Source organism: Desulfitobacterium sp. THU1 (genome assembly GCF_038181555.1).
Lineage (GTDB): Bacteria > Bacillota > Desulfitobacteriia > Desulfitobacteriales > Desulfitobacteriaceae > Desulfitobacterium.
This window is the reverse complement of sequence record NZ_JBBWUA010000023.1, coordinates 1-25,706: the sequence shown is the minus strand read 5'-3', so window position 1 is coordinate 25,706 and position 25,706 is coordinate 1. Positions and strand designations below refer to the sequence as shown.

Annotated in this window: 22 protein-coding genes, 7 tRNA genes, 1 rRNA gene, 1 pseudogene and 1 riboswitch; of the genes and pseudogenes, 6 read left to right on the top strand and 25 right to left on the bottom strand. The window is 44.4% G+C overall.

Translation table 11 applies throughout. The features are described 5' to 3' along the window. The first annotated feature begins 35 nt into the window (after window positions 1–35). Together AAC978_RS14365 and AAC978_RS14360 are read left to right on the top strand one after the other, a co-directional pair. A complete protein-coding gene (locus AAC978_RS14365; RefSeq protein WP_341548754.1) occupies window positions 36–182 on the top strand; it encodes a hypothetical protein in 147 nt (48 codons plus the stop codon). Continuing rightward, window positions 179–469 carry a CorA family divalent cation transporter gene (locus AAC978_RS14360; RefSeq protein WP_341548753.1) on the top strand — a complete coding sequence of 97 codons (291 nt, stop codon included), beginning with the start codon at window positions 179–181 and terminating at the stop codon, window positions 467–469. Before AAC978_RS14365 ends, AAC978_RS14360 begins: the two co-directional genes overlap by 4 nt. 15 nt (window positions 470–484) lie before the next feature. Here the strand turns inward: AAC978_RS14360 and AAC978_RS14355 are convergent, their stop codons facing one another. From AAC978_RS14355 to AAC978_RS14325, 7 genes are read right to left on the bottom strand one after another with little or no spacing between them, the layout of a single operon-like run. After that, window positions 485–856, bottom strand: coding sequence for a Na+/H+ antiporter subunit G (locus AAC978_RS14355; protein ID WP_445900312.1), 372 nt, complete (start codon window positions 854–856; stop codon window positions 485–487). Continuing rightward, window positions 834–1,118: a Na(+)/H(+) antiporter subunit F1 gene (locus tag AAC978_RS14350; protein WP_341548752.1), complete on the bottom strand. Its 285-nt coding sequence runs from the start codon at window positions 1,116–1,118 to the stop codon at window positions 834–836. The genes AAC978_RS14355 and AAC978_RS14350 overlap by 23 nt, the downstream gene beginning before the upstream one ends. Further along, a complete protein-coding gene (locus AAC978_RS14345; protein WP_341548751.1) occupies window positions 1,111–1,593 on the bottom strand; it encodes a Na+/H+ antiporter subunit E in 483 nt (160 codons plus the stop codon). Before AAC978_RS14345 ends, AAC978_RS14350 begins: the two co-directional genes overlap by 8 nt. Next, entirely contained in the window at window positions 1,593–3,092 is a 1,500-nt protein-coding gene (locus AAC978_RS14340; RefSeq protein ID WP_341548750.1) for a Na+/H+ antiporter subunit D, read from the bottom strand. The genes AAC978_RS14345 and AAC978_RS14340 overlap by 1 nt, the downstream gene beginning before the upstream one ends. Continuing rightward, the gene (locus AAC978_RS14335; RefSeq protein WP_341548749.1) at window positions 3,085–3,423 is read right to left on the bottom strand and encodes a Na(+)/H(+) antiporter subunit C; all 339 of its coding nucleotides are present in this window, start codon (window positions 3,421–3,423) and stop codon (window positions 3,085–3,087) included. The genes AAC978_RS14340 and AAC978_RS14335 overlap by 8 nt, the downstream gene beginning before the upstream one ends. Beyond that, window positions 3,411–3,848: a Na(+)/H(+) antiporter subunit B gene (locus AAC978_RS14330; protein WP_341548748.1), complete on the bottom strand. Its 438-nt coding sequence runs from the start codon at window positions 3,846–3,848 to the stop codon at window positions 3,411–3,413. The genes AAC978_RS14335 and AAC978_RS14330 overlap by 13 nt, the downstream gene beginning before the upstream one ends. After that, window positions 3,845–6,247: a Na+/H+ antiporter subunit A gene (locus AAC978_RS14325; RefSeq protein ID WP_341548747.1), complete on the bottom strand. Its 2,403-nt coding sequence runs from the start codon at window positions 6,245–6,247 to the stop codon at window positions 3,845–3,847. The genes AAC978_RS14330 and AAC978_RS14325 overlap by 4 nt, the downstream gene beginning before the upstream one ends. A 154-nt stretch (window positions 6,248–6,401) precedes the next feature. Here AAC978_RS14325 and AAC978_RS14320 point away from each other — a divergent pair, with 154 nt between their 5' ends. Both AAC978_RS14320 and AAC978_RS14315 read left to right on the top strand, forming a co-directional pair. After that, window positions 6,402–7,100 (top strand): universal stress protein, encoded by a 699-nt coding sequence (locus AAC978_RS14320; RefSeq protein WP_341548746.1) that lies wholly within the window; start codon window positions 6,402–6,404, stop codon window positions 7,098–7,100. A gap of 131 nt (window positions 7,101–7,231) precedes the next feature. Beyond that, window positions 7,232–7,355: riboswitch (cyclic di-AMP (ydaO/yuaA leader) on the bottom strand. Window positions 7,356–7,761: 406 nt separating this feature from the next. Beyond that, window positions 7,762–9,276, top strand: a complete 1,515-nt coding sequence (locus AAC978_RS14315) for a helicase HerA-like domain-containing protein (RefSeq protein WP_341548745.1) — start codon at window positions 7,762–7,764, stop codon at window positions 9,274–9,276. 125 nt (window positions 9,277–9,401) lie between these two features. On the opposite strand, the gene AAC978_RS14310 is transcribed toward AAC978_RS14315, so the two are convergent. The 12 genes from AAC978_RS14310 to AAC978_RS14255 form a co-directional block, all read right to left on the bottom strand. Next, on the bottom strand, window positions 9,402–10,679 hold the full coding sequence (locus AAC978_RS14310) for an alkaline phosphatase family protein (RefSeq protein ID WP_341548744.1): 1,278 nt from the start codon (window positions 10,677–10,679) through the stop codon (window positions 9,402–9,404). Then, window positions 10,679–11,917 carry an MFS transporter gene (locus AAC978_RS14305; RefSeq protein ID WP_341548743.1) on the bottom strand — a complete coding sequence of 413 codons (1,239 nt, stop codon included), beginning with the start codon at window positions 11,915–11,917 and terminating at the stop codon, window positions 10,679–10,681. Before AAC978_RS14305 ends, AAC978_RS14310 begins: the two co-directional genes overlap by 1 nt. Before the next feature lie 282 nt (window positions 11,918–12,199). Then, window positions 12,200–12,276: transfer RNA gene (locus AAC978_RS14300), tRNA-Val, on the bottom strand. A gap of 9 nt (window positions 12,277–12,285) precedes the next feature. Then, window positions 12,286–12,374 (bottom strand) — tRNA-Leu (locus AAC978_RS14295). 15 nt (window positions 12,375–12,389) lie between these two features. Next, window positions 12,390–12,463 (bottom strand) — tRNA-Cys (locus AAC978_RS14290). 7 nt (window positions 12,464–12,470) lie between these two features. After that, window positions 12,471–12,545: transfer RNA gene (locus AAC978_RS14285), tRNA-Gly, on the bottom strand. A gap of 5 nt (window positions 12,546–12,550) precedes the next feature. Beyond that, a tRNA-Phe gene (locus AAC978_RS14280) sits at window positions 12,551–12,626 on the bottom strand. 5 nt (window positions 12,627–12,631) lie between these two features. Next, window positions 12,632–12,707: transfer RNA gene (locus AAC978_RS14275), tRNA-Asp, on the bottom strand. 15 nt (window positions 12,708–12,722) lie between these two features. Next, window positions 12,723–12,798: transfer RNA gene (locus AAC978_RS14270), tRNA-Val, on the bottom strand. Window positions 12,799–12,868: 70 nt separating this feature from the next. Then, window positions 12,869–13,729: an agmatinase gene (gene speB / locus AAC978_RS14265; protein WP_445900313.1), complete on the bottom strand. Its 861-nt coding sequence runs from the start codon at window positions 13,727–13,729 to the stop codon at window positions 12,869–12,871. Window positions 13,730–13,863: 134 nt separating this feature from the next. Next, window positions 13,864–15,138, bottom strand: coding sequence for a glycosyltransferase family 2 protein (locus tag AAC978_RS14260; protein WP_341548742.1), 1,275 nt, complete (start codon window positions 15,136–15,138; stop codon window positions 13,864–13,866). Window positions 15,139–15,298: 160 nt separating this feature from the next. Further along, window positions 15,299–15,616, bottom strand: a complete 318-nt coding sequence (locus AAC978_RS14255) for a hypothetical protein (RefSeq protein ID WP_341548741.1) — start codon at window positions 15,614–15,616, stop codon at window positions 15,299–15,301. Window positions 15,617–17,049: 1,433 nt separating this feature from the next. On the opposite strand from AAC978_RS14255, the pseudogene AAC978_RS14250 reads away from it, so the two are divergent. Continuing rightward, a pseudogene (locus AAC978_RS14250) lies at window positions 17,050–17,190 on the top strand (DoxX family membrane protein); the annotation flags it as partial. Between the two features lie 151 nt (window positions 17,191–17,341). Here AAC978_RS14250 and AAC978_RS14245 read toward each other — a convergent pair. The 5 genes from AAC978_RS14245 to gltS all read right to left on the bottom strand — a co-directional run bounded on the left by AAC978_RS14245 (window position 17,342) and on the right by gltS (window position 25,035). Further along, the gene (locus AAC978_RS14245) at window positions 17,342–18,889 is read right to left on the bottom strand and encodes an FAD-dependent oxidoreductase (protein WP_341548740.1); all 1,548 of its coding nucleotides are present in this window, start codon (window positions 18,887–18,889) and stop codon (window positions 17,342–17,344) included. A 337-nt stretch (window positions 18,890–19,226) separates the two neighbouring features. After that, window positions 19,227–20,603 (bottom strand): MFS transporter, encoded by a 1,377-nt coding sequence (locus AAC978_RS14240; protein WP_341548739.1) that lies wholly within the window; start codon window positions 20,601–20,603, stop codon window positions 19,227–19,229. 91 nt (window positions 20,604–20,694) lie between these two features. Continuing rightward, on the bottom strand, window positions 20,695–21,630 hold the full coding sequence (locus AAC978_RS14235; protein ID WP_341548738.1) for a LysR family transcriptional regulator: 936 nt from the start codon (window positions 21,628–21,630) through the stop codon (window positions 20,695–20,697). A gap of 77 nt (window positions 21,631–21,707) precedes the next feature. Then, window positions 21,708–23,588, bottom strand: coding sequence for an aryl-sulfate sulfotransferase (locus AAC978_RS14230; protein WP_341548737.1), 1,881 nt, complete (start codon window positions 23,586–23,588; stop codon window positions 21,708–21,710). A 208-nt stretch (window positions 23,589–23,796) separates the two neighbouring features. Next, window positions 23,797–25,035, bottom strand: a complete 1,239-nt coding sequence (gene gltS, locus AAC978_RS14225; protein ID WP_341548736.1) for a sodium/glutamate symporter — start codon at window positions 25,033–25,035, stop codon at window positions 23,797–23,799. Between the two features lie 342 nt (window positions 25,036–25,377). Here gltS and AAC978_RS14220 point away from each other — a divergent pair, with 342 nt between their 5' ends. After that, on the top strand, window positions 25,378–25,584 hold the full coding sequence (locus tag AAC978_RS14220) for a hypothetical protein (RefSeq protein WP_341548735.1): 207 nt from the start codon (window positions 25,378–25,380) through the stop codon (window positions 25,582–25,584). An 18-nt stretch (window positions 25,585–25,602) separates the two neighbouring features. On the opposite strand, the gene rrf is transcribed toward AAC978_RS14220, so the two are convergent. Next, window positions 25,603–25,706, bottom strand: a 5S ribosomal RNA gene (gene rrf, locus AAC978_RS14215); the annotation flags it as partial.

Sequence of the window (25,706 nt, the reverse complement as noted above, 5' to 3'; positions counted from 1 at the left end):
CTCCCAGGGTCTTTGTTTTACTCGAATGGAATAGCGTGTCATACGAACGTCTGCAGGAATGGTCCCAACAGGGTATTCTAGCAAAGCCACTAGAACTTGCCCGTGCCATGGGTTTAAACGTAGTACGTCACCATCAAAAACAGTTGGATATTCTAGAGAATCAAATGGATATTACTATTTGACAAGGCGTGCTCAGGATCATGTTCATCAAGCACATGAAATGATCGAGAGTCTCAGAGAAGCCTACCAAGCAGCCATTGATAATCGTGCTAATGATATTATGAAGCTGTTAACGCTTTTGGCGACCATACTGTTACCGATTACACTATTGACTAGTTTCTTTGGAATGAACTTTCAGGAAATGCCTCTCATTCATACCCCGTTCGGCATTTGGATTTTTTATGGACTATCTGTCCTCATAGCCATAATCGTCATAGCATTTTTCAGGAAGAAAAAGTGGCTTAATTGAGGTAATGGGCTAAAATTATCCAAAATCCCCGGTACGGCTGTCCGCCAAGACCTCCTTGAGTTCATCATGAGGATTATCTCCGGCCATCTTCACCCCTGAACGGTAAGCCGCCCGGCAGATGACATGGGCCCCCACCGGAGCTGTCAAGAAAATAAAGAAAATCCCCAACAGCAAACGAATGCTTATGTACCCATCTACAAAAGCAAAATACAGGAACACCCCGATCAATACCAGAAGGACTCCCAGCGCGGAGCTTTTCGACGCCGCATGGGACCTAGTGTAGACATCAGGGAAGCGCAACGCCCCAATCGCACTGATTAAGGCTACCAAACCGCCCAAAATAATCATGACCGATACTAAAACCTCACCCATTCTGATCATAATCAAAGACAATGCCCCTTTCGATGAATTTGGAGAATGCGACCGTCCCGACAAATGAGAGCATCCCCAGTAACAAGATTGCTTCAAAAAAAGCATGAGTCCTCAGTAGCACTGATAAAATCGCCATGATGGAAATGAGATTGATCCCGATTGTATCCATGGCAATGATGCGATCCGGTACGGTCGGACCCTTGATCGCCCGATACAGAAACAATAAAGTTGCAAAGGAAAACAAAAACAGCGCCAGTAGCAACACCTTCTCAAACATCCCGAGTCACCTCCATAATCGCCTTTTCTAAAGCATGAATTGATTTTAGGACGGTATCTTTCACATTAGCCAGATCCATGGCATGGATATAGAGTATTTTTCCATCAGGCGAAACCTCTAGCACCACCGAGCCAGGCGTCAGCGTGATCAACAAGGACAATAGGGTGACCTCCCCATCGCCCTCCAGCTTCGTATGCAGTGCGAAGATCCCCGGCTTAAATTCCATATGAGGTTTAAGCACCAACTTCAGGACGAAGATACTTGACGAGATAATTTCTCGAATCGCTACATACAAAAACTTCACCATCGCCCAGAGCTTAATAAGATAAAAGGGCGTCTTGAAAAAGCGTTTCATAATAAAGATCAAGGCCAGCCCTACTAGGTACCCCATGAAAAAATCCGCAACACTCCAAGTATCCTTGAAAAGCATCCATAAAAACGCTGTAAATACATTCAATAAAAGCTGGATTGCCATTAGATCACCTCGCTCAGCACAGCTTCAATATAGACCTCAGGATGCATCAGTCCATTCCCTGCTTGCTCAACATAAGGATAAAGCACTTCCGCCCCCACCCCTAAGAATATGCTCACAGCCAGCAAACCCGCGCAGGGTATCAGCAATCCCTTGATCTCTTTCTTTTCCCCGCTCCGACTCACCCGAGCCTCCCCCCAAAAAGCCAAGATAAAGATCTTGATTAGGGAAAAGAGCACCAATAAGCTGGATAGCAAAGCAAGGCCGGTCAACCAGTAAAATCCAGTAGCACTCGCACCCAGAGCCAAGCCCTCCTGAACGATCAGCACCTTGCCCAAAAAGCCGCTTAAAGGTGGAATTCCACCCAAGGCCAAGGTCGTCAGCAGGAACAGCCACCCTAAGACAGGGTAATTGCGAATCAACCCACCCATCTTCTTTAATTGATCTGAACCTGCCACCAGAATGATAATACCCCCCAGCAAAAACAAGAGCGCCTTCACCACCATATCATGGAGGAGATAATAGATGGCACCCATCAGCGCCTCTTGGGTGAAAATAGCCAACCCAGCAACAATGAAGCCCACCCCGATAATCACGTTATAACCTAAGATGCGGTGAATATCTCGATAAGCAACAGCTCCCAACCCACCTAGAAGCATGGTCAGAGCGGCCATGACTGCTAGCAGGGTATGAGTAACCTCTGGCTGATGATAAAACACCAAAGTAAACATCCTAAACAAGGCATAGATCCCTACCTTGGTCAACAGTGCCGCAAAGACCGCTCCTACCGCAGTCGGAGGCGCACTATAAGACCCCGGCAACCAAAAGAAGAGAAAAAGTGCCGCCTTGAGGCTAAACACCACCATAAAGACCAAGGCCACCGCCGTTAAGTAGCCACCCTGACCGATCTCGGCAATCCGTACCGATAGATGAGCCATATTCAAAGTCCCCACCACGGCGTAGAGATAGGCAATCCCCAAGAGAAAGATCGTCGAGGACAAACTATTGATAACCACATATTTGATGGTCGCCTTCAGCTGCCGCTTTGTTCCCCCAAGGGAGAGCAAAACATAGGAAGAGAAGAGCATCACCTCAAAGAAAACAAAAAGATTAAATAAATCCCCGGTGAGGAATGAACCATTGACCCCCACCAACAAGAACTGGAAGAGGGGATAAAAATAAAACTGCTCCCGCTCCTTGCCAATGGATCGAAAGGCAAACAAGATACAAGCCGTTGCCACCAGAGAAGCTGTCAGCACCAACAGCAACGAAAACATATCCGCCACCAACACAATCCCAAAGGGAGCCTGCCAACCGCCGACGGCCAAGGTCTGTATCCCTTCATATCTTACTTGCTGCACCAGCTTCAGGGTAATCCCAAAGACCAACACCATCGAAACAAGGCTCAACACCCTCTGAATCCCAACATTTCTGCGCAGCATCGCCATCAACAAGCCCGCCAGCATGGGGATTATCAAGGGTAAAACAACACCATTATTCATCCTCTAAACCCCTCATCTGCTCCATATCATCCGTCCCGACACTGACATAAGTTCGATAGGCCAAAACCAACAAGAAAGCAGTCAGTGCAAAATTAATAACGATAGCCGTTAAAATCAAAGCCTGGGGAATTGGGTCAGTATAGGAAGCAGCATCTCTCTCTAATAGAGGTACCTCCCCCTTCTTCAATCCTCCCATGGTTAGAATTAGCAGATTCGCACCATGCGAGATCAAAGAGGATCCCAGAATAATTCTCAGCAGATTGCGGGAAAGCAGGAGATAAACCCCGATAGCAAACAAAAGTCCAATGACCACCGACATTAATGCTTCCATATGCTAATATCCTCTCTAATGTCGTAAATAATAGTCAAGGCAGTCCCCAAAACAGCCAAACCCACCCCTACATCAAACAGTACGGCCGTCGCCAGTTCCGTCTCTCCAAAAATGGGCAAATCAAAGTAACCAAAGGTATGGCTTAAAAAAGGTCGACCAAACAGGAAAGAGCCCATCGCTGTCAGCAGGGCAATCAAAACCCCACTTACCGCCATAATCGGAAAATCCAAAGGGAAGCCTGCCCGCACCGTCTTAAGATCAAAGGCTAGGAATAACAAAGTAATCCCCGAAGCAAATACCAAGCCCCCAATAAAGCCACCCCCCGGATTGTTGTGACCGGCCATGAATAGAAAGACTGCAAAGGTCAAGATAATAAAGGTCATCACACGGGTTACCGTCTGCAGAATCACATCATTATTTCTCATCTCGGACTCTTCCCCTCCCCATGTAATTTAATCAGGGTATGAACCCCTATGCCTGCAATACAGAACACCAAGATTTCAAACAGAGTATCAAAGCCCCGGAAATCCACTAAAATAGCATTAACAATATTTTTAGCGCCGGCTAGCTCATAAGCATTCTCGTAAAACCAGGAAATTGGCTCAAATGCACGATTTCCTTGCGCTGATAACGCCATGACCGTCACCATAAGACCCATCCCCACCGCGATCACCAACTCCGGAATTCGCCAGCCCACTTTCTCGGCCCTTCCCTTCCAGCTGGGTAGGAAATAAAAGCAGAGCAAAAACAGCACCGTGGTCACGGTTTCGACGACTAATTGTGTCAAAGCCAAGTCCGGAGCTCGAAAGATGACAAAAAACACCGCAACCAAATAGCCTGCGATACCCAAGCCGATAATCGCCGTCAGTCTAGTACGGCTCCACAAAACCAACAAGGCCGCGCCCACTAACACCAAAACCAAGACAAACTCGAAGAGCGCGATCGGACTATTGCCAGCCGGGTCAAAGGCAAAGCCCCCATTGATCAGCATACTTCCGCCACTTACGGCGATGAAGATAGCAAAAATATAAAGAAGGTAATCCCGTAGGCTCCCCGTCATATAGAAATCTGTAACCCGCGCCGCAAAACCTTCGGCCTTAGCCAAGAAGCTATCATAGAGAGCACTCCAAGTAAAACGAGCAGGCACACGGAACATAACACCCGGCCGCTTACGGACAATAAGAAAGATTACCGTTCCCATTCCTACGACCCCCAGAGTCATCAACAGTTCCGGTGTCCAACCATGCCAAGCCGCAAGGGTTCCTAAGCCGGAGTCCGCCGCCACAAAGCCCGGTAAAATAGCCGTCATGGCCGGATAGAGGAGATATTGGGCCAAGACATTGGGAAAGAAAAAGAACAGAATAACCAGTCCCGCCAAAACCATCGGCGGCAACAACATCCCCCACGGAGCTTCGTGAGTCTTTTTCTCCAACTTCTGGGGCTGATACTTCCCCATGAAGGGACGCAGGACAAAAATCAGGCAATATACAAAAGTGAAAATACTTCCCACCCAAGCCACTATGGGAAGAAGCTTACCCCAGGTCTCCAGCTGGAAAATACTAAATTGTGACGCGTTGAGCATCCCGGTAAAAAAGAGCTCCTTACTCAAGAAGCCGTTAAAGGGAGGCAGTCCTGCCATAGAGAAGCTACCGATCACCGCTAAAGTAAAGGTAACCGGCATGAGATTCATCAAGCCGCCTAGCCGACGAATATCACGAGTACCCGTCTCATGGTCAATAATTCCTACCACCATGAACAGGCATCCCTTAAAGGTTGAATGATTTACTAGGTGGAATACTGCAGCCAAGATTGCCGTCGTGTAGAGCGCTCCTGCCTCAGCTCCCCCAAAGTAGAGAGCCGCCGAACCAACTCCCAACAGACTGACGATAATACCCAATTGACCAATGGTCGAATAGGCCAACATGGCCTTCAAATCTGTCTGCTTGACCGCGACAAAGGAGCCCCAGAACAAGGTAATCAGTCCCACCCCAGTGACCAACCAGAACCAGACCATACTCCCGCCGAAAATCGGGGTCAATCGGGCAATCAGATAAATCCCCGCCTTCACCATGGTCGCTGAATGGAGATAAGCACTAATCGGGGTCGGTGCTTCCATGGCATCAGGGAGCCAGATATGAAACGGAAACTGAGCCGACTTCGTGAATGCCCCCAGCAGAATCAAGACCATCGCAGGGATAAAGGTGGCTTGATCTTGGATCAATCCTAACTGGGCAATCATCTCTCTAATACTGAAAGTCCCCGTAACATTTGCTAGTAGGAGTACTCCCGTCAACATCGCTAAACCACCCGCGATGGTAATCATAAACGCCTTCTGAGCTCCATAGCAGGAACTCTTTCTTTGATACCAATAAGCAATGAGCAAGAAGGAGGAGACACTTGTCAGCTCCCAAAACAGGTAGAGCACAAGAACGTTCTCAGCAAAGACCACACCTAGCATCGCACCCATGAAGAGCAGCAAGTAGACATAGAAATTATGCAGAGCTTCTCGCTCCTTAGACAGATAATATATTGAATAGAAAATTACTAGAGCGCCTATACCCGTGATGATCAAGCCGAACATCAGGGATAGCCCATCCATATACGTCGTAAAATTTATCCCCAGAGAAGGAATCCAAGGAAGCTCATAACTAAAGGTTTCCCCCTTGGCTACCGGAGAAATCCGTGTGGCCAAGCTGACAAACAAAAGCACCGGCACAGGCAACACAAACCAACCCGTATGTATATGACGGAGGCCTTTATAAAGAAAGGGAACAAGTATCGTGTATAAAAATGGTGTAAGAATAAGCAGATGTAACCAGGACACAAACCAGCCCCCTTTCCTATAATCTGGGAATATTGTCTTAGAATTGTGGATAAATACAATTCTCCACTTGAAATAATTAAATAATAAGATATATTAGATACTATATAATCAGAACTATATAATCATGATGTAAAAATCGGAGGAAAAGTTTAAAATGAAAACCTTAAGAACACGTATGGATGAAGGCATCCTCGTCTGCGTGTATTATGGCCCCAATGGTGAACGTTTAATTCGCCGCGGATGTAAGATTGCTAGCATGTTGGATTGCCCTCTCTATATCCTCACTGTGGACCCGTTGCCCTTTGAAGAATTCGATGCGGAAAAATCCGACTATATCAATCGTTGGAAGCAATTAGCTAAAGAGCATAATGCTGAAGAATATATTATAAGAGATAATGAAAAACGGCCCGTTACCAAGGTCATTGCCGAGGTGGCTAGAGAAAACAACATCACCCAAATCATCCTTGGTCAGACTGCCCAAAACCGTTGGCAAGAGATCACCAAGGGCTCCATTATCAACGTTCTCCTTCGCGAAATCCCCTTTATTGACCTACACATCATCTCTGAAGCTCGAGCTATCGAAGACAAAGAAGGTTATTTCCAAAAGGGTGTCCGTGCTTATCTCGTTCAAGAAGGCGAAAAATATCGCCTCAGCTTTGATTACACCAAGGACGTCACCTACGAGGGTATCTTCTTCAAAGAAACAGGCACTGACTTCAACAACGGTGTTTTCCGCTTTATCAACGAACAGGGAACCATCCAGATTCATGTCACCGACGACTACGCCCACTCTATGCAAAACGTCAATATCACCGGGCCCGGCTCCGAGTCAGAAATCTGGGATAAGGAATAAACTGGGTAAGCTAAGAATTGAGCAAACAAACGAACATCAAATAAATATATAAAATGAACAATAAACGAATTAACTTAATAGATAGATAGATGAATTGAAAGCCACAAAACTGCCGTGCTTACCAACACGACGTTTTGTGGCTTTATGCTTACGAGGTTAGCTGTCGGGTTAGGAGTAGCTGCCCCTTCTATGTAGATTAGATTCACCCCAAAAAGTGGTTCCCCCGCTTCCTTACGAATTCAGCGCCTTATGATAATTCATATAAAATATATATATTTACTTTACCATAAATTATCCATTAAGTCCATCGAAGAACCGAAGACCTCGAAAACACTCTCAAAAGGCCCCTACGCAGATAAAGAAAACTCGGCTTCGCTAGGCTTTTTTTATACTTGCATCGGTGAAAGTGTTGGTTGCCCTTATGCTAGAGAATAGTATGCAAGGTCGTTATACCTTCTGAAAGTGAAATGATGATCCACCCTAGGCTTGTAGGATTTTATGTTTAACCGTCGAAGTTATTACTAAGAAATGATTACTAAAATCAAAGGAGCCACTATCATAGAATCACACCACTATCTTAAAACATAAAAGTGAATAGCAACATCTTAAAAAGGCAAGATTTAAAAGAAGTAACTTGAAAAACGAGCAAAGGAGTGTCGACATGTCAGATAATAGATTGCTCATAGCCAAAGGAGCTAGCGAACAATATCTCCTACCCCCAATGGCCAACCGCCATGGTTTGATTACCGGTGCCACGGGCACAGGGAAAACCGTCACCCTTCAAGTCATCGCCGAATCCTTCAGCTCGATTGGTGTACCGGTATTTCTTTCCGATATTAAAGGGGATCTGTCAGGACTCTGTGAAGCAGGGGAAGATAAACCCAAAATGCAGGAAAGAATCCAGAAGCTTGGTTTAGAGAACTTTTCCTTTCAAGGCTACCCCGTTCAGTTCTGGGATGTCTTCGGGGAACAAGGCCTACCCGTTCGGACGACGATTTCCGAAATGGGACCTCTTCTCCTCTCTAGATTACTTAATTTAAATGAAGTCCAAAGCGGAGTCCTGAATTTGGTGTTCCGCATCGCCGATGACATGGGCTTACTGCTCCTTGACATCAAAGACCTAAAATCTATGCTGGCTTATGTAGCAGAGAACGCCCAAGAATACACGGTGGAATATGGCACAGTGTCCAAGCAATCGATCGGCGCCATCCAACGTTCTCTGCTAGTCATTGAAGAGCAGGGTGGAGATATCTTTTTTGGCGAACCCGCCATGGACATCAGGGATTTAATTCAAACCGACGCCCATGGTTTAGGCACGATCAATATCCTAGCCAGTGATAAACTATTTTTGGCCCCCGCTCTTTATTCTACCTTTTTGCTCTGGCTTCTCTCGGAGCTTTTTGAAGAGCTTCCCGAGGTCGGTGATCTGGAAAAGCCCAAGATGGCCTTTTTCTTCGATGAAGCTCATCTCTTATTTGATGATGCTCCGAAAATACTACTGGATAAGATCGAGCAGGTCGTCCGTCTCATCCGTTCCAAAGGGGTTGGGGTTTATTTCATCACCCAAAATCCCATCGATATTCCCGATAGCATTCTCGGGCAATTAGGAAACCGAGTCCAGCACGCTCTGCGTGGTTACACCCCCAAAGATCAAAAAGCCATCCGAGCCGCCGCAGAAACCTTCCGCCAAAACCCTGATTTCTCCGTAGAGCAGGTCATTACCGAGTTAGGTGTCGGAGAGGCTTTGGTCTCCTTCTTAGATGAAAAGGGCCGACCCTCTGTGGTGGAAAAGGCCATTATCTTGCCACCCCACAGTCTGATCGGTCCGGTTTCCCAACAGAAACGGGAGAAAGAGTATGCCAAATCCCCCCTGAGAGATAAGTATGAAGAAGCCGTTGATCGAGATTCCGCTTACGAGCATTTACATAAGAGAGCAGAACAAGAAGCTAAACTGGCAAAGGAGCTAGAGCAGGACGAGGAAGAGGCTAGGCAAGAAGCAAAAAAAGCCCGAAGCACCTCTTCTCGAACAAACTCCAGAAGACGCACGACCTCCGGTCGCAGGCCCGCTTCCATGATCGAAAAAATGGCCAAATCTGCCGCAGATACTCTGGGACGCCAAGTCGGCAGAGAATTGGTCCGGGGCATTCTCGGCTCTATTCTGCGCGGGGGAAAATAAGGTCTGAAGGTGTGTGTACGATGTGTGTCTAGGAGATGTGCCTAAGAAGTGCATCTAAGGGATATGTCTATATGGTGTGTCTATGAAATATGTCCGAGCGAAGGGTTATCTAAGTGGAGATATATCTATGCGAATATCTCCTCTAATACTCTCCCGTCACAGTTCTTCATCCCTACCCTTAAGATTCTGCCGATGGTAGGAGCTATGTCGACCATCTCTATATCCCCCAAGAGGTAATCGTCTTTAATACCAGGACCGGAAGCAACAAAGACACATCTATAGTTTTTCTTATCGGGTGAATAGCCATGGGTTGCATATTTGATGTTATTTTCCCGTAGATCAAGCAGGATAGGATCTTCCAGTATGTCCTCAAAGCTGTAACCAACCTTAGCTTCAACCATCGTGTTGATAGAGCCCTCTACATGGAGGCCATCCAACTCTTGTCTGGAAAATATGCGTTCAATTCCGTATTGCTCCTTCGCCATGGCCGCTTGCAAAGTGGTTATGGCGATTTTTTCTGCTTCCTCATCGCCTTCCTTCACATGGAGATACGCCGCTCCCCCTGTACTTTGGAGGTAGGCTCGCCACTTCATTTCACCCTTTTCTGTATAGATTAGCCCCTGCTCTTGTAGCAGCTTATTTAAGCGAACTTTATAGTCCACATTAAATTGGCCATGATCCCCAACGACCAGGATCACCGTATCCTCTTGAATCCCCGCTTCCCCAACGGCTTCCATGATCTTACCCAATCTTTGGTCCATGCGTAAGAGGGTCGCCTCGACTTCCACACTGTCCGTGCCTAAGCTGTGCTTGATATCGTCCAGATTGATCAGATGCATAAGTAATAGGTTGGGTTTTTTTCTCTTGATGGTATCCGTGGCACATAAGGTTGTAAAGTCATCCAAGTAGGGTTGCTGAATGCCCTTTCGATAACGACCATATTTCAGCTCGAGGCCGATGCCAAACAGTGGGCTGCCGCTTCTTAAGACCTTTAGGCCAAGATTTTCGTTCGGGAGGGCATGCACCTCCGGCAGGTTATAGTTGATATCCGCTTTACCCGACACAGGCCAGAGAAGTCCTGCTGTACTCATCTTATTTTGCCGAACCGCCTCATAAATTGTGGGAACCTTGATGGCCTTGCGATACCAGAACCACTCCTGCTCCTTTTCCTTCACAAAGGGCTGGAGAGGATTATTATGAAATACACCATGCTTATCCGGATAAACTCCGGTCACCATGGTGGTATGGACCGTATAGGTAAGGGTTGGGTAAACACTCCTTAGCTTCGTGCTGTAGGACCCAGCTTTAATTAGCTTGGCCATATTAGGCAAGGTTTTAGCCCTTTCCCAATTCTCTTCGGAAAAGGCATCATAAGATATGAGGATCACATGTTTGGCGAGCATTACAGCACCTCCATTGGGTCTTTAGGCAAAGTCAGGAACACCAAAAGTCCGGCGACGAAAAGAGGAACCACTGCAAAAATGCTGTAGCGGGGGTTTCCCGTCAGGGTTGTGGTCAAGGCCATCATAAACGGTCCAATGATAGCAGCAAACTTACCAAAAATATTATAAAAGCCAAAAAACTCATTGGAATTCTGCTTAGGAATAATTTTGGCATAATAGGAGCGACTGAGAGCTTGGATTCCTCCCTGGGCAGAACCAATCAGAGCGCCGAGGATAAAAATATGCCACACCGAGGAAATGAAATACGCAGCAAAGCAGGCAATAATATAGGTCGTAATGCCGACGATAATCATAGTCCGCGTGGAAAATCTTTGGGCCAGATTCCCATAAAGAATAGCACAAGGAAAGGCAATAATCTGGATCACTAACAATATGCCCAGTAAAGTAAAGGTATCCAGGGCATTGTTGCCTAAAACTCCCGTGGCATAAGGTACAACCATTTTTATAATAGTATCTACCCCATCAATGTAGAGAAAATACGCCAGTAAGAAAACAAAAACAAGCTTATGCTGTCGAATGTTCTTAAAGGTTACCCCTAGCCTTTTAAAGCTATTAAGAACCGGTCGAGGTTCAGGCTCAATAAAATGGGTTTGCCTAACGTTGCGGATTAACGGAAGTGTTAATAGACCCCACCAAATGGCCGTGATGATGAATCCCACCTGATAGCCCAAGACTTTATCCATTCCCAACAAGAAAATTAAAGCCAGACTGATACCGAAGGGAATAACACTGCAAATATAACCAAAGGCGAAGCCTCGGGTCGAAACCTTATCCATACGCTCATCCGTGGTGACATCCACTAAAAATGAGTCGTAAAAAATATTCGCTCCGGCAAACCCAATAGCGGAAAGGATATAGAATACCGCCAGCAGCTGCCATAGTCCGCTGGCCGGAGGTACAAAGGCCAAAGAGGCGGTAAAGAGCATACCCAGAAAGGCAAAAAAGATGAAAAAGCGCTTCTTCTTATCCTTATAATCAGCGATAGTTCCTAAAATAGGGCTCAGCACCGCCACCAGGATACTGGCTATGGAATTAAAGTAACCTAGGTCCATGCTGTTATTCACATTATTAAACATGCTAAAGATCACCGGTAACAGAGCGGTAGTGACTGCCATACTATAGGCCGAATTGCCACAGTCATATAAAATCCAGGATTTTTCCTCTTTGGTAAGTTTCATAGAAACCTCCGTAAATTTTTATTCTACTCGAATATCTCTTTTTAATTATTGTTATAACCTTCTGGAAAAACATACCTTTATTATATCTTAACCATAGTAAACTAGTATTATAGAATGAAGATCTTTTTATTAATTTTTCATAAAAGGCATCGGAACATTCGCGACTTTTTCTTGACCCCTAAATGGAATTGATTGCTCGCCCTCGTCGAGACTTTCCGCAGATAAAAATAAAGAACCATGTAATCCGTCATGGAATTACATGGTTCTCGAAGTTTTTCCTTATGGTGGGTTTGAGAGGACTCGAACCTCCGACCCCCGCGATGTCAACGCGGTACTCTAACCAGCTGAGCTACAAACCCAAAAATAAATGGTGCCGATGACCGGAATCGAACCGGTACGGTCTTTAAGGACCGCGGGATTTTAAGTCCCGTGCGTCTGCCAGTTCCGCCACATCGGCAAAATTGGTTAAATTTGGAGGCGGCACCCAGATTTGAACTGGGGATAAAGGTTTTGCAGACCTCTGCCTTACCACTTGGCTATGCCGCCAAATTAGTGGAGCGGGTGACGAGATTCGAACTCGCGACTTTCACCTTGGCAAGGTGACACTCTACCACTGAGTTACACCCGCATGAATGGTGCCTTAGGACGGAATCGAACCGCCGACACGAGGATTTTCAGTCCTCTGCTCTACCGACTGAGCTACCAAGGCAAGAATGGCGACCCCGATCGGACTTGAACCGACGATCTCCTGCGTGACAGGCAGGCATGTTAACCACTACACCACGGGGCCGTACAATGTTGAATTTGGTGGGCGATGACGGGATCGAACCGCCGACATCCTGCTTGTAAGGCAGGCGCTCTCCCAGCTGAGCTAATCGCCCGCGTCAACTGACGAATTTTAGTATACACAATAAACGCCTTGATGTCAAAGGTTTTTCGATTATTCCTAGCTTAACTTATTTTAACAAAGCTTAAAATTGCCTCGCGCACAATCTTAGCTGCCAATAGTGCCGTACGCTCACTCGAATCCGTAAGCGGTGAGACTTCCACCAGATCAAAGCCGACCACATCCAGCTCTCCAAGGGCATGAATCGCTTTAATGATTTCTCGGGAGGTGCAACCTCCAGGTTCTTGAGTTCCTGTCCCCGGAGCGAAGGCAGGGTCCACTACATCGATATCTAAAGTCACATAGACAGGCTTGCCCTTGAGCTCTGGAAGCACTTCTCTTAGAGGCTCTAGAACCTCTTCTACCACCAGATGGTTATGTTGCTTGGCATAGAGGAATTCATCCTTTGTGCCGGAACGTATACCAAACTGGTACACGCGCTTCGGTCCCAAATCTTCCGATATTTTGCGCATGACCGTGGCATGAGAATTGGGCTCACCGTAATAATCCGTCCTTAAATCGGCATGAGCATCAAAATGAATCACCCGCAGCTCGGGATACTTTTCCATGAAGGGCTTAATTAAAGGATAAGTTACCAGATGTTCCCCGCCTAAGAAGACGGGAAACTTTCCATCCTCCATAATTTGGCGCGAGGCTTCTTCAATCAGCTGCAGAGATTTTTCAACATTTCCAAAAGGTAAGCTTAAATCTCCACAGTCACAGTACTCATAATCTGTGAGATCACGATCCAAATAAACACTATACTCTTCGATGCCCATGGAGACATTGCGGATCGCCAAAGGACCTAAGCGAGTTCCCGGGCGAAAGCTCACAGTGTAATCCATAGGAATACCTAGAATCACCGCAGCTGCTTCTTTATAAGGGGTATCTCCCCCCATGAAGATTCCCGGTTTTTCCGTCATCATCGCGATTTTCTCCATCACCATGTGTTTCACCACTTTCATTACCTGTTTATAGAGGTGGTTCATTTCGTGTTTAAAAAAGACTTTGCATATGAGAAAGAGATCTCTCAACATGGAGATCTCCAGCTTAAAATTGCCTAGTTAGAGGAAACCTTCTTCTCCCTAACCACATCATCATACTTAATCGAGCGAGTATGCTTGGTATGGGACCAGGATTTATCCTTACGATTGATAAATCCTAAGAAAACGATGGGAATCCAACTATAAATAAAGATTGGATAAAGAATTAAGCCCGCATATGCTCGCCAAGGCAGTCGTTCAAGGGCTAATGCAGTTATGGGATAAACCAGCTGAATCGCTGAAAGAATCTGCCACCCGGACCAGGGCATCACAGCCGAAAAGACTTGGGTATAGGGTTGCATTCCGGAAATTAAGTTAGCAAACATAAAGAAGGTTCCAATCATAACCAAGGCCGGTTGGAACAGATGAACGGCTGCGTCAAAATACATAAGCTTGCGTTCCTTGAAGGCTTTGTAGATGAGTGGGAAGAAGTAGCGTCCAGCCACATCCACTTGTCCTTGAGCCCAACGCTTCCGCTGGTTCCAAGCTTGTACAAAGGTTAACGGCTTCTCATCATAGACAATGGCATCATGAGCCCAGGTTGTCTTAATTCCGCAAATCAAGGCCTTCATCGTAAACTCTAAGTCTTCTGTCAGGGAGGTTGCACCCCAGCCCAAGTCCTTTAATACCTTGGTAGAGATACACATACCCGTTCCACCTAAGACATTATTAAGGAAACCCGTATTATAGCGGGCCAGCTGGAGAAGACGATTGGATAACCAGAAGGTAATGGAGAAGGTATTGGTTACCCAAGTATCATAAGGATTCTTAGAATCTAAGTAGCACTGTACAATTTGATGCCCTTGGCAAAGCTTACTGTTCATTTCAACAAGGAAGGTCCCATTGACCAGATTATCGGCGTCGAAAATGATGACAGCATCATATTGTCGTTCGAGCTTAAATAAGCGATGGAACATCCACTCCAAGGCATAACCTTTTCCCCGTTTTTCATTGTTGAAACGCTGATGAACAAGAGCCCCAGCATTTTTGGAGATTAAGGCTGTTTTATCTGTGCAATTATCGGCAACGACGAAGACGTCGTAAAGCTCTTTTGGATATTCTAAATTCAAAAGATTATCAATCAGGGGACCGATGACCGCCTCCTCATTATGGGCGGCCACTACCAAGGCAAAGCTTTTCTCAGGGGTAAGAATCTTCTGCTCAGTTCTCCGAAACAAACCGAACATGGAGAGTATAAAGTAATAAAACGTCATAAAAACGATAATAACCTGTACTGGAATCATGATCACATTGAACAAGTGAGAACCGGTAACACCAGACATGAAATCCACGTTCCCAACCTCCTTTTAACCTAACAATGATATCATAGCCTAATTTTTGGCGCAAGGAGAAAGATGTCAAATTTTAAAGAATTAATTCAGCTTGTCCTAATCATCTATATGCAAGGGGTTTTTACTTTATGCTTACCGTTCATATTCTTATACTCAAATGTTATCTTCGATAACGACTCTTTAACCAGAGCAATACCACTAGAGATGCTGAAAAAAGAAGAAACAAGCAGCTTGCTTTGAGAGCAAACCCGATCGAGGACCAATAAATCGTCCCCACTGAAGTTCCTGCAACCCAAGGGATGGCTGCTCTAAATACCTTAGCAATTCCTTGTCCAATAAGTAGAAAAAGCCCTAAGCCCGAGAGCAGGGTAATGATACCTGCTACTCCTATAGGAGTATCCAACTGCCAACGTCGGATTATTACTTTCTTCATCCAGTAAAGTTCGATTCTTAATTCGCGAAGCAATCGATTCAGCATTATCATTCACCTCTTGCTAACAGAATATGTCATAGTTGCACATTAGAGAATTTGACCTATTCCGTATGATAATACCATTTTTTGGGCAGGATAGTTCTAAGGAGGTGGATCCCTTTGCCCAGATTTTCAGAGGACGGTAAATTCGTTTATTGCACTTTCTGTAACCAAAAATTCCGTTTTGAGTTTGATGCTGCTTCCCATGAAAAGGAAAAGCACCCTGTAGACAAAATCTAACTGACATTAATTTTTACACAAATAGGCATACATGAATAGGCAAACAAAGGAAACCGCCCCATCTGCAATAGATGGTGACGGTTTCTTTCATTACATTCGGTTAGCCAACGAAGGCCATAAGCGTGAATACAGTGACTGCGAGTAGCGCCAGAACGAAAAATCCTGATTTTACGTCCAGATGCAGCTTATCGAGCATGTAGGTCCCTCCTCTTCTTACATAATGGGGAGTTCGGAACATGTTGACAGTGTTGCAAGAGTCGTTATGAGATCTTTCCTTTTACATCTCCTAGTACGTCTATTGCCGCGTTGTGGTATATTATTATATTCGCTAAGATTCCCAATATTCCTTCTTTACCGAAAAATTCTTAATATTATTATTTTTTCTCTACTTTTAACTCTATAAGCTCATTTTTTCTTATCCGCACGAGCTAATAGTCCAAATAGAACTCCGATTACAACCCATATCAAACCAGAAGTCAAGTTCCCGTTTACACCTTTATAAATTCCAGCCGCAATAAAAGCAACGCTCACTAAAATATACCATATATTAAGATTCATTAAATTCGCTCCACTCCTTTTATAGGTTACCTCAATTCTACCCGACAAACTTCGATCTGCCAATATAATCTACCCATATATTTAATCAATATATTCTGTCATTTATAATGAGTAAAAAAAAACTGCCAACAACCTCATCATAGATAAGATAATTGGCAGCTTTTCATCACCCTCATTAGGTGAGAGTCATAAATAAAACGACTGCAGCAACGGCTACAACAGCCAAGATAAAACCGATAGATTTCGCATCAAGACTAGATTTGCTTTCCACACGAAATCCCTCCTTCCCTGCCTAATTGGGGTAGGAGATACTCGGGGTGCTAAAACACCATTTTTGTACTCTCGCGATGACCTTAGCCACCCTCCTTTATTTGAATTTAGTCCAGTTAACCCGCTGGGCTACTTTTAGGCCGTCTAAACTACGACAGCATCCCGATTAGGTCCAAACCTCATGACACTACATAATTCGTGACGAATTCCTAAAAAACCTGCCTCAAAATAGAAAATCTTTCTAGGTTTCAGAAAATTAATAATTGAGTCTATGCTCCCTTTATTCAGTTTTGTCTAAACCTCCTTGAATTTTATTGTGTATCCTTGTTGTATTTTATGAGCCTATCTTGAAATTGTGAACCCTTTCTTTCATGGAAAATTGTGTAAGATCCGTTGTCCCTATGGCCGTACTCGCTGGACTTGGTGAATTGTTTGGAGGCTTATTGTTTGCCGCTGGCGTATTCATGCCTCTGGCTTCACTTTTAATCGTTGGAACTATGTTCGTTGCTATTGTCATTGTTACCGGTAAAAATGGTTTTGCCATTACAGCGGGCGGATACGAATATAACCTGACTATCATTGCCGTTGCAGAAGAACCGGGGCAATTCACAATGCCCCGGTTCTTTTCTATCTGTTCAATTTCTTACCCCTTAATTGTTGTTTTTACAAGTCAATTCTTTCTAAAGGCTTTAACGTCGGCCCTTCAAGCGGATTGCCATCCACATCGTAGCGCGATCCATGGCAAGGACAATCCCAAGACAGCTCCGCATCATTCCACTGCACTTCGCAACCCAGATGTGGGCAGGTAGTGTCTACCTTATGGATATTACTTTCTGAGTCCATATAGATTCCCACCCGACGCCCCTCAATATTGGCTATGACCGCCTCCCCAGGACTTAAGGCATAAACTTCCTTACCACGTATGAGCTTGCCCGAAATAAAGTCAAAGACTAACACCGAGCTATTGGCGGCAAAACCTGTGACTGAATTCAAGGTTATTTCACGGGAGGGGGAATAGACAGCTTTCCAAGGCGAATCCCCTTTGACGATTAAATCCCGAATGACGTGAGCGGCAACCGTGCTATGGGTCATCCCCCACTTCCGAAAACCCGTCGCCATATAGATGTTGGACTTATCCTTACTAATCTGCCCAATGTAAGGAATATCATCTAAGGTGCTACAATCCTGAGTGGACCAATAGTAGGGGAATTCCTCTACGGTAAATAGCTCCTGCGCAAAGTCCATGAGGTTCTTATAGTGATCCACCAAATTTCCCCCATGTCCGGTACGATGCTTCTCTCCGACAATAAGAATCCTCTCCCCTTCGGATGTCGGTAGGCCACGCAAGGAACGGGCTGGATCTTCCGCATTGATGTATATACCACCAGGAAAAGCCTCCGAACTCTTGATGACCACGGCATATTCTCTTTCTTGATAGAGTCTGGCCACATAAAGGCCGGGTAGGATATGGAAAGGAAAGTGAGAGGCCATAATGACATATTTCGCCGTGACCTTACAACCTTGATGTGTCATGAGGGTAGCAGGGTCATTGTCCCGAACATCTATTACTTCTGAGTTTTCAAATATCTGTCCGCCCTTTTCCGTAATTCTTTGAGCTAGAGCAAGAAGATATTTGCGGGGATGGAATTGAGCCTGCTGACCAAATCGCAGCGCTCCCTTAATGTCCAAAGGAAGGGCCAGCTTCGTTTCATAATGAGCATCAATCCCACACAGCCGGGCTGCTTTCAATTCCTTCTCAAGCTTTTCGGTGTTCATCTCCAGTTGAGTATAGATATAAGCCGATTGCCGACTAAAATCACAATCGATTTTTTCCTGCTGAACCACCTCCGCTACGAAATCGATGGCAAATTCATTGGCTTCAGCGTAGAGTCTGGCTATCTCCTCTCCCCTTTGCCGAATAATCTGATCATAAATCAATCCGTGTTGGGATGAGAGTTTTGCTGTTGTATGCCCTGTCGTGCCTTGGAGGATATGATCTGCTTCGAGTACTGCTACTTTAAGTCCTTCCTGAGTGAGAAGGTATGCTGAGCTAATTCCCGCCATTCCTCCGCCGATGATTGCTACATCTACAGCTATATCTTCCCTCAAAGAGGGATAGTTTGTCTTAGGTGTTGAATCAATCCAATAGGATGGAGGAGTTTCGTGCTGCTTATCCAAACTATACTTTCCTTGGGCATGGACGATCTTCATGGGTTTACACTCCCTTATAGCCTTTCTATAGCTCTCTAATTATCTCTCTGTGCTCCGTTCCAGTGACTGACTTGTCACTCATCTAGGTTACCCATTTTATGTATTATCACTCGTAATACTCAGGAAAACCGTCTCTGCTCAAAGTATATCCATGAAAGCAAGGATGTGTCCTTGCCTAATCATCGAAGTTAAATTTGGATTCCTGTCATTAAGAAATAATGACTAATAAATAGCGAAATCCTCCCACTTATCGGCAGGAGGATTTTCTTTGTATTATAAAAAACTTTTTAACTTATGACGATTCTAATTAGATCTTTTCGCCTAATCGTTTTATGATTTAGGAAATGTCTTCAAGGGATTTACCACCTGTTTTCATTCCCCATAGCAATAAGGCAGCTACGGGAATGCAAACCAAGATAGCAACCATATTATACACCCCGGCAAAATGGTATTGAGCAAACACAACAGGGACATAGACTTGTAACGCTGCGGTCGCCAATCGCCCTGAGGCATTATGAATTCCGGTTGAAGTATTTCTCATTTTTGTTGGGTAATTTTCGGCAATGTAGCTGAAAGTGATAAAGTTCAAAGCCATGTTGGCGGCAATCAGCAGGAAGCCGCAGATAATAATCGGGATCATCCCTTCTAATCTGCCAAAAATCAGGGCTAATATCGCTACACTAATCGCCATGGCTGCCATAGGGATTTTTCTCCCACCTTTATCCGCAATCAAGGAAGAGAAATAACACCCTGCCGGGACACCAAACATAAGCAATGTGGAGGCCGTTAAGGCATCCTCAACCCCAAATCCTCTCTGGCTCAAGAGGGTGGGTGTCCAGTTTGTGATTACAAAGCCTGCAGGTACCGTTAGGACCACGAAGAAAAAAATTACAAAGGTGCGCAGAATATATTTCTTGGAAAATAGGCCAATGATGACTTCCAATACATTAATCTTAGGCTCTACCTTGGCAGCTGCTTCACTTAGATCCACTTTGACATGGCTTACTTCTTCGATAACTTTTTCTGCTTCATCGATTCTTCCTTTAGCCACTAACCAACGTGGTGATTCTTTTAGGTATTTAAGGCCCATAAAGAACCCAATCAAACCAAATCCACCCACGAAGAATATATAGCGCCAGGCATCGGGACTCATAGGGACAACAATACGGCATAAAATACCGACTAAGGGAGCCGCCATAAAGCCAACTGAAGCTGTTAGGCTCTGCCACTTTCCACGTGTGGCTGAAGGCGTTATCTCAGCAATATATACTTGGGAAGTAACCATCATGCAGAAAATGCCAAATCCCGTTAAGGCACGGGTTAAAGTAAATATTTCTACATTCGGAGCAAATCCATTGGCAATAGAACTTATCGAGAAAAGAAGGATCGAACCCAGAAAGGTTTTTCGTCGTCCAATAAAGTCCGAAATAACCCCTCCTGTTAAGCCTCCTAGGGTCATCGCCACGAAGTAAGCAAAATTAATCTTGCCAACATCCGCCATAGTGATTCCCCAACTCTTCATGAGAGCGGGGGCAATGAAGCCAAAGTTCCAATTGTCCATTTGTTCGAAGAAATAGGCCAACATAATAATAAAAAATAAAATCTTATGGACTGAGGTAACTTCTAAACCATCAAAATAATTGTTTATGATTTTGCCGTTTTTTGACTTTGTATCCGTATTTAAAGAGGAAGCTTCTTCTATGCTTAATGCCATTATCGTCCATTCTCCTTTGGAATATCGAGAGAATCAGTAAGTCCTTGTTCCCTCTTTCCCTAATATGCTCAAACGACCACTACTTCTTCTATTACTCATTTATCATCTTTGCTAAGTTTTCCAAACATTGCAAGAACTTTTGCGCAGCGAAGGACACGGGGGTATTTCCCGAACTCACCCAGGTATATATCAGCGTTAGTCTCAGAGGAGTTTGCTGGGTGGATTCTCTGAGCAGCCTGTTATCATTGAGTTCATGTCTAGACAAAACACCCATAGCTAATCCGTCGATAATCGTTTGACGGAATAATTCATTATTGAATGTCTTTAAAAAGACCTTAGGTTGACCATCTGCTTGGCTAAACAATTGGGCTATAATTTCGCCATATTGTCTTGTTTCGTAGTAAACCATCGGCAGTTTAATCATCTCATTGACCGATGTCATTTGCTGCTTACTTAAAGCCCAAGATTTTGGTACGCATAGTATCAACTCGTCACGCAAAAATTCTTTATACCTTAGATCAGGGCTGGAAAGCCAGGCATTCTTATCCTGATCCTGATAATATGCCTCGGGAAAATTGATAAGCCCAACGACTCTGGGGTCCTCCTTGATCAAGGCAATCGTTTCAAAGGGAGCATTCTCACAAATCGTTAAGTTCACATCGGGATATCGTGATTTATATAACTTCAAAGCCTTTGGCAACACCGTCGTTCCTGACACATGGGAATGAGATAGTATTAAATCACCCTCAACTGGGGAGGTTCCCTGTAGGTCAAGAATTTCTAATTCAACCTTTAACTCGTCATATTTTTCAACAATCTCTTTGGCTTTTTGGACTGCCTTCTGACCAGCTTCCGTGAGGCTAATTCCATGTCGGCCTCGGTTAAAGAGCTTTACATTCAGTTCTCGCTCCACACGCGTAATCAATTGACTCAGTCCTTGCTGAGAAATATGCATTTTCTCCGAAGTCAAAGTAATCGACTTTGAGTGAGATAATTCGATTAAAAATCTCAAATCATGAATACGCATGTAAGGACCTCCTTAGCTTAGTTACATTTATTGTATCTGTAACTAAGCTAAGGTTCAAGGAAACTCCCTATGACAAATTACATTTTCACGGAGCAGTGCGTGTCATATCTCTTATTGTCGATATTTAGATAAATTTCAAAATCGCCCGCTAATCCTTCTCTGCTGATATAGAACTGGAAGTCGTTATCATTTTGTTCCTCAAAGGAAACACAGGCCGCTGTAACATCATGGACCTCGGTAGGAATGTTATAGAATTTCGATTTTTCGGCGCCCTTTAATTCAAGGATGACTTGCGATCCTTCCCTAAAACTGGCACGAATTGCTAACCGGTCTTCTTCGAGGATGGGATTAAAGTTGTGCTTTGCGGGTAGTTCTACATTGGTATCTTGGAATTTTACTTTCATAAATTCTGGGGTCACCCCGAAGCCCCCGAGAAGCTCACCTTTACCCAAAACAAGATTGGTTTTCTCATCATAAGGGCTAATTCGTCTGGCCCGATAGTAGTTACCGCCTTGAACATTCAACTCATATTTTACTTCATCATTTTGTACTTCAACGGTAGTAGATTCTAGCTTCAAGTGAATATGCTCATCTTTGTATTTGTTTAGGAGCATAGCGCCTAAGCCATCGGTGTGTTTACCTCTGTAGCTTGCGATGCCACCGGAGTGAACCATATAATGACCTTCACCATAATAATCTACATTGCAAATATAAGGAGAGTAGAATTCCGCGCCTCTTTCTTTACCATACTGCCATACTTGTTCGATCTCCATTTTCTCCGTATCGATTTTATAGATGACTCCACGGGAGAAGTTCTGTTGCGGATCCACACGGGTCGCCTCGTTCTTCGAACGATAGGTTCCATTGTCAAAAACAAAGACATTACCATTCGGCAATATCCTTGCCGCATGTTGCTCATATTGCCAATCAAAATCGCCCTTAGTGACATTTTTGAAGAAGTATTTTTGCCATTCTGCACTCCAGCCCTCTGGATCACCAATAATCCAATTCAACTTTCCGCTATCATAATTAAAGTTGATTACAGCATCCATATGACGACCTGACATTGTGATAGAATTGGTGGGTTTGTCATACCAGACAGAATTATTATGGAACCAATCATGGTGATTCCAGTCTCCGGCTTTTCCCTGGCCTCTTTCTAAAATGTTTTGTAGATCCCATGACTTGACGACTTTTCCAGTAGCACGATCAATTTCCACAACAAAGTCTTCTACAGAATCGTTGAAGTCATTATCGGAAGCAGCTAAGATATTGCCGTTCTCCAACTCCACGGCATCATGGTGGTAACCACCTGGGAGACGATATTCCTTATAGATCTTACCGCAAAAATCCATTTCCATAACACCAACAGTATAGTAGGGTTTTTGAATGGTTCGATAAGAAGTATAAAGTAATCTTCCGTTTTCAAGTTTCTTGATATCCCAACTTTGCAGATTGGTGATAACCCATCTTAAATCCCCTGCATAGTCAAAGCCAACCGTTCTTGCCGATTCAATCAGCGGTGTCGTGGTTGAAATCAACATGAAGTCTTTGCCAAAGTACTCAGGTGTTGTCTTACAATACTGCGCCTTATTCACATTAAGCTCTTCAACCTCAATTTTAACTTCGGCAGTTTTTCCATTGCCAAGGCCAACCACAACGGTGTTCTCATAATCATCATACAATCCGTAAATAGGCAAAATATGTTCTTTAGCAGCAGCGAAGATATGAGTAAGGTCCCCTTGTACGGCTTTACCTTTTACTGTAATCTGTGCCGTCGTTTCTTCTTCAGTATTAAAGCAAATAACTGCAGCCAATGGGTTAATCAAATAGGGATTCTTAATAACGAGAGGGCTCTCCACAGTATACTTTCCAGATCTAAACTCCGCTAGGTATTTTTCTTCGGACTCCGCTTGTAAAGTTACCAGGTGTTTTTCAGTTTCTAAATAACTTCTCAACACGTTCACTCCTTCGCAAAAATAGTTAAATACATCGCTTGTTCTTGTGCCTTCTAGCACATTATATCTTCTTTTTGCTGCATCTACTAAACAGCACTTCTTTGTTAGCTTCCTCAACATTTTGTTGTGGAAATAAAGTGCTCGGGTAAAACAAAGCCAGCAAAAATAATTTCTGCTGGCTAATCACTGCTCTGATAACTATCGTTGTTTACAAAATTCCCGCCAAAAGCAAGTTCATATGCCCTACCACGATAATACTCATAGTAAGATCAATGGCGAATCCTCCCACAATAGGAATGGTAAAGTATGCTTTCGGAGAAGGCCGACGATACCTCTCCACAACAGCCGACATACTGGCCATTGCATTAGGAGTCGCTCCCATAGCATAGCCATAGAACCCGGCACTCATAACCGCGCTATCATAATCACGGCCCGTTGCGTTATAGACTACAATGATTGTGTAGAGGGCAAGTATAATAACCTGACCTAGCAAGATCACCAACAAGGGTATGGCCATACCGCCAATTTTCCAGATCTCTAGAGACATAATCGTCATGACAAGAAAAATACTTAAAAAGACATCGCCGATAGCACTAATCTCCCTTTGTGGTAAGGTCAAACGATAACTATCAGCCAGATTCCGAATGAGTGCTGCCGCTAAAATAGCTCCGATATAAGCCGGAAAAACAATTCCGGTCTTATTGATCAATAGGGAAATAATTGAACCCACACCCATAGCAATCATGATAAGAAAGAACCCATTGCTTAAATCCTTAGTCCGAATCGTTTCCGGATTATCATCCTCTACTACTAAGTTTGCATAATTTTTTTGGAGGTTTCTTCGCCTTGAGTCCCCTGCTACCGCTTTTCTATGGAGTCCATATTTATCAATGAGGAAGCGGGCAATGGGACCAGAAACTAAGCCACCCATTACAAGCCCAAAAGTAGCTGAGGTCACAGCAATAGTTAGTGCTCCTCCGGCACCATTGGCTTCCATAATCGGCCCTAAAGCTGCTGCGGTCCCAATCCCGCCCATCAGAGATATAGAACCAGCTGACAATCCAATCAAAGGATTCAAATCAAAAAACCTTGCCATACTCACGCCCCAGATATTTTGTATGATGAGCATGACAATGGAAACAAGCAGCATGATAATTATCGCAATTCCGCCTTGCTTGATAATCCTCAAGCTGGCCATAAAACCAATAGTTGAGAAAAAACCAATCATAAAGAAGTCCTTAAGGGTCTGGTTAAAAGCAAAAGCAAATACTCCGCTTTGTACCCCAAAGGCATGAAATATTGCAAAGATTAACCCGCCAACCACGGGAGCCGGTATACAGTATTTCTGCAACCACGGTATTCTCCTCACAATCATTTCCCCTATGAGGAACATAATTACGCCTAAAGCAACGGTCTGTATCATATTTACTTCTATAACCACGAGCATACTCCCCTCACTCTATTTCCCAATTGACCCCTATCAGTCTAATATATTCTTAATCTCCAAATAATTGATATCTTCCCCCCACTCCTTAGCGGGTCCCTACCATAATCCAGACCATGTTCCACAAGAAGATCGTTGCTTAATATTACCTTTTAAGTTCGCGAGACTCTGAAAATCATGTGTTCCAATCAAATTTCGATAGCATTTCTTATCTTATCATACTACCCGATCATTTTAAAACCTTCTCTAATCAGAGAACATATTGTTTTTTCGTCTTCACTCTAGTGAAAAGCAAAGAGACCATCTTAATCGACGGTCTCTCTACTGATTATCTGGCAACACGAAATGCGGATACGAAATAGTCCGGTGGACTGTTTCGCCGAAGCGGAAACTACAAAGAATACTCTTCCGCTGAGGGTTCTTTTCGCCACACTGCGTCCGGAGACGAACACCCCTGCAGTGTGGATATTACTTTCCCAGGTACTCCGGAGCGTCATGCACTTCGTTTCTCGTTTTCACTTTAGTGAAAAGCAAAAAGACCATCTGCAATAGACGGTCTTTTTAGCGTTTATCTGGCAACGACTTACTTTCCCAGGACCCTGCGGTCCAAGTATCATCAGCCCTGGAGGTCTTAACTTCCGTGTTCGAGATGGGAACGGGTGGAACCCCTCCGG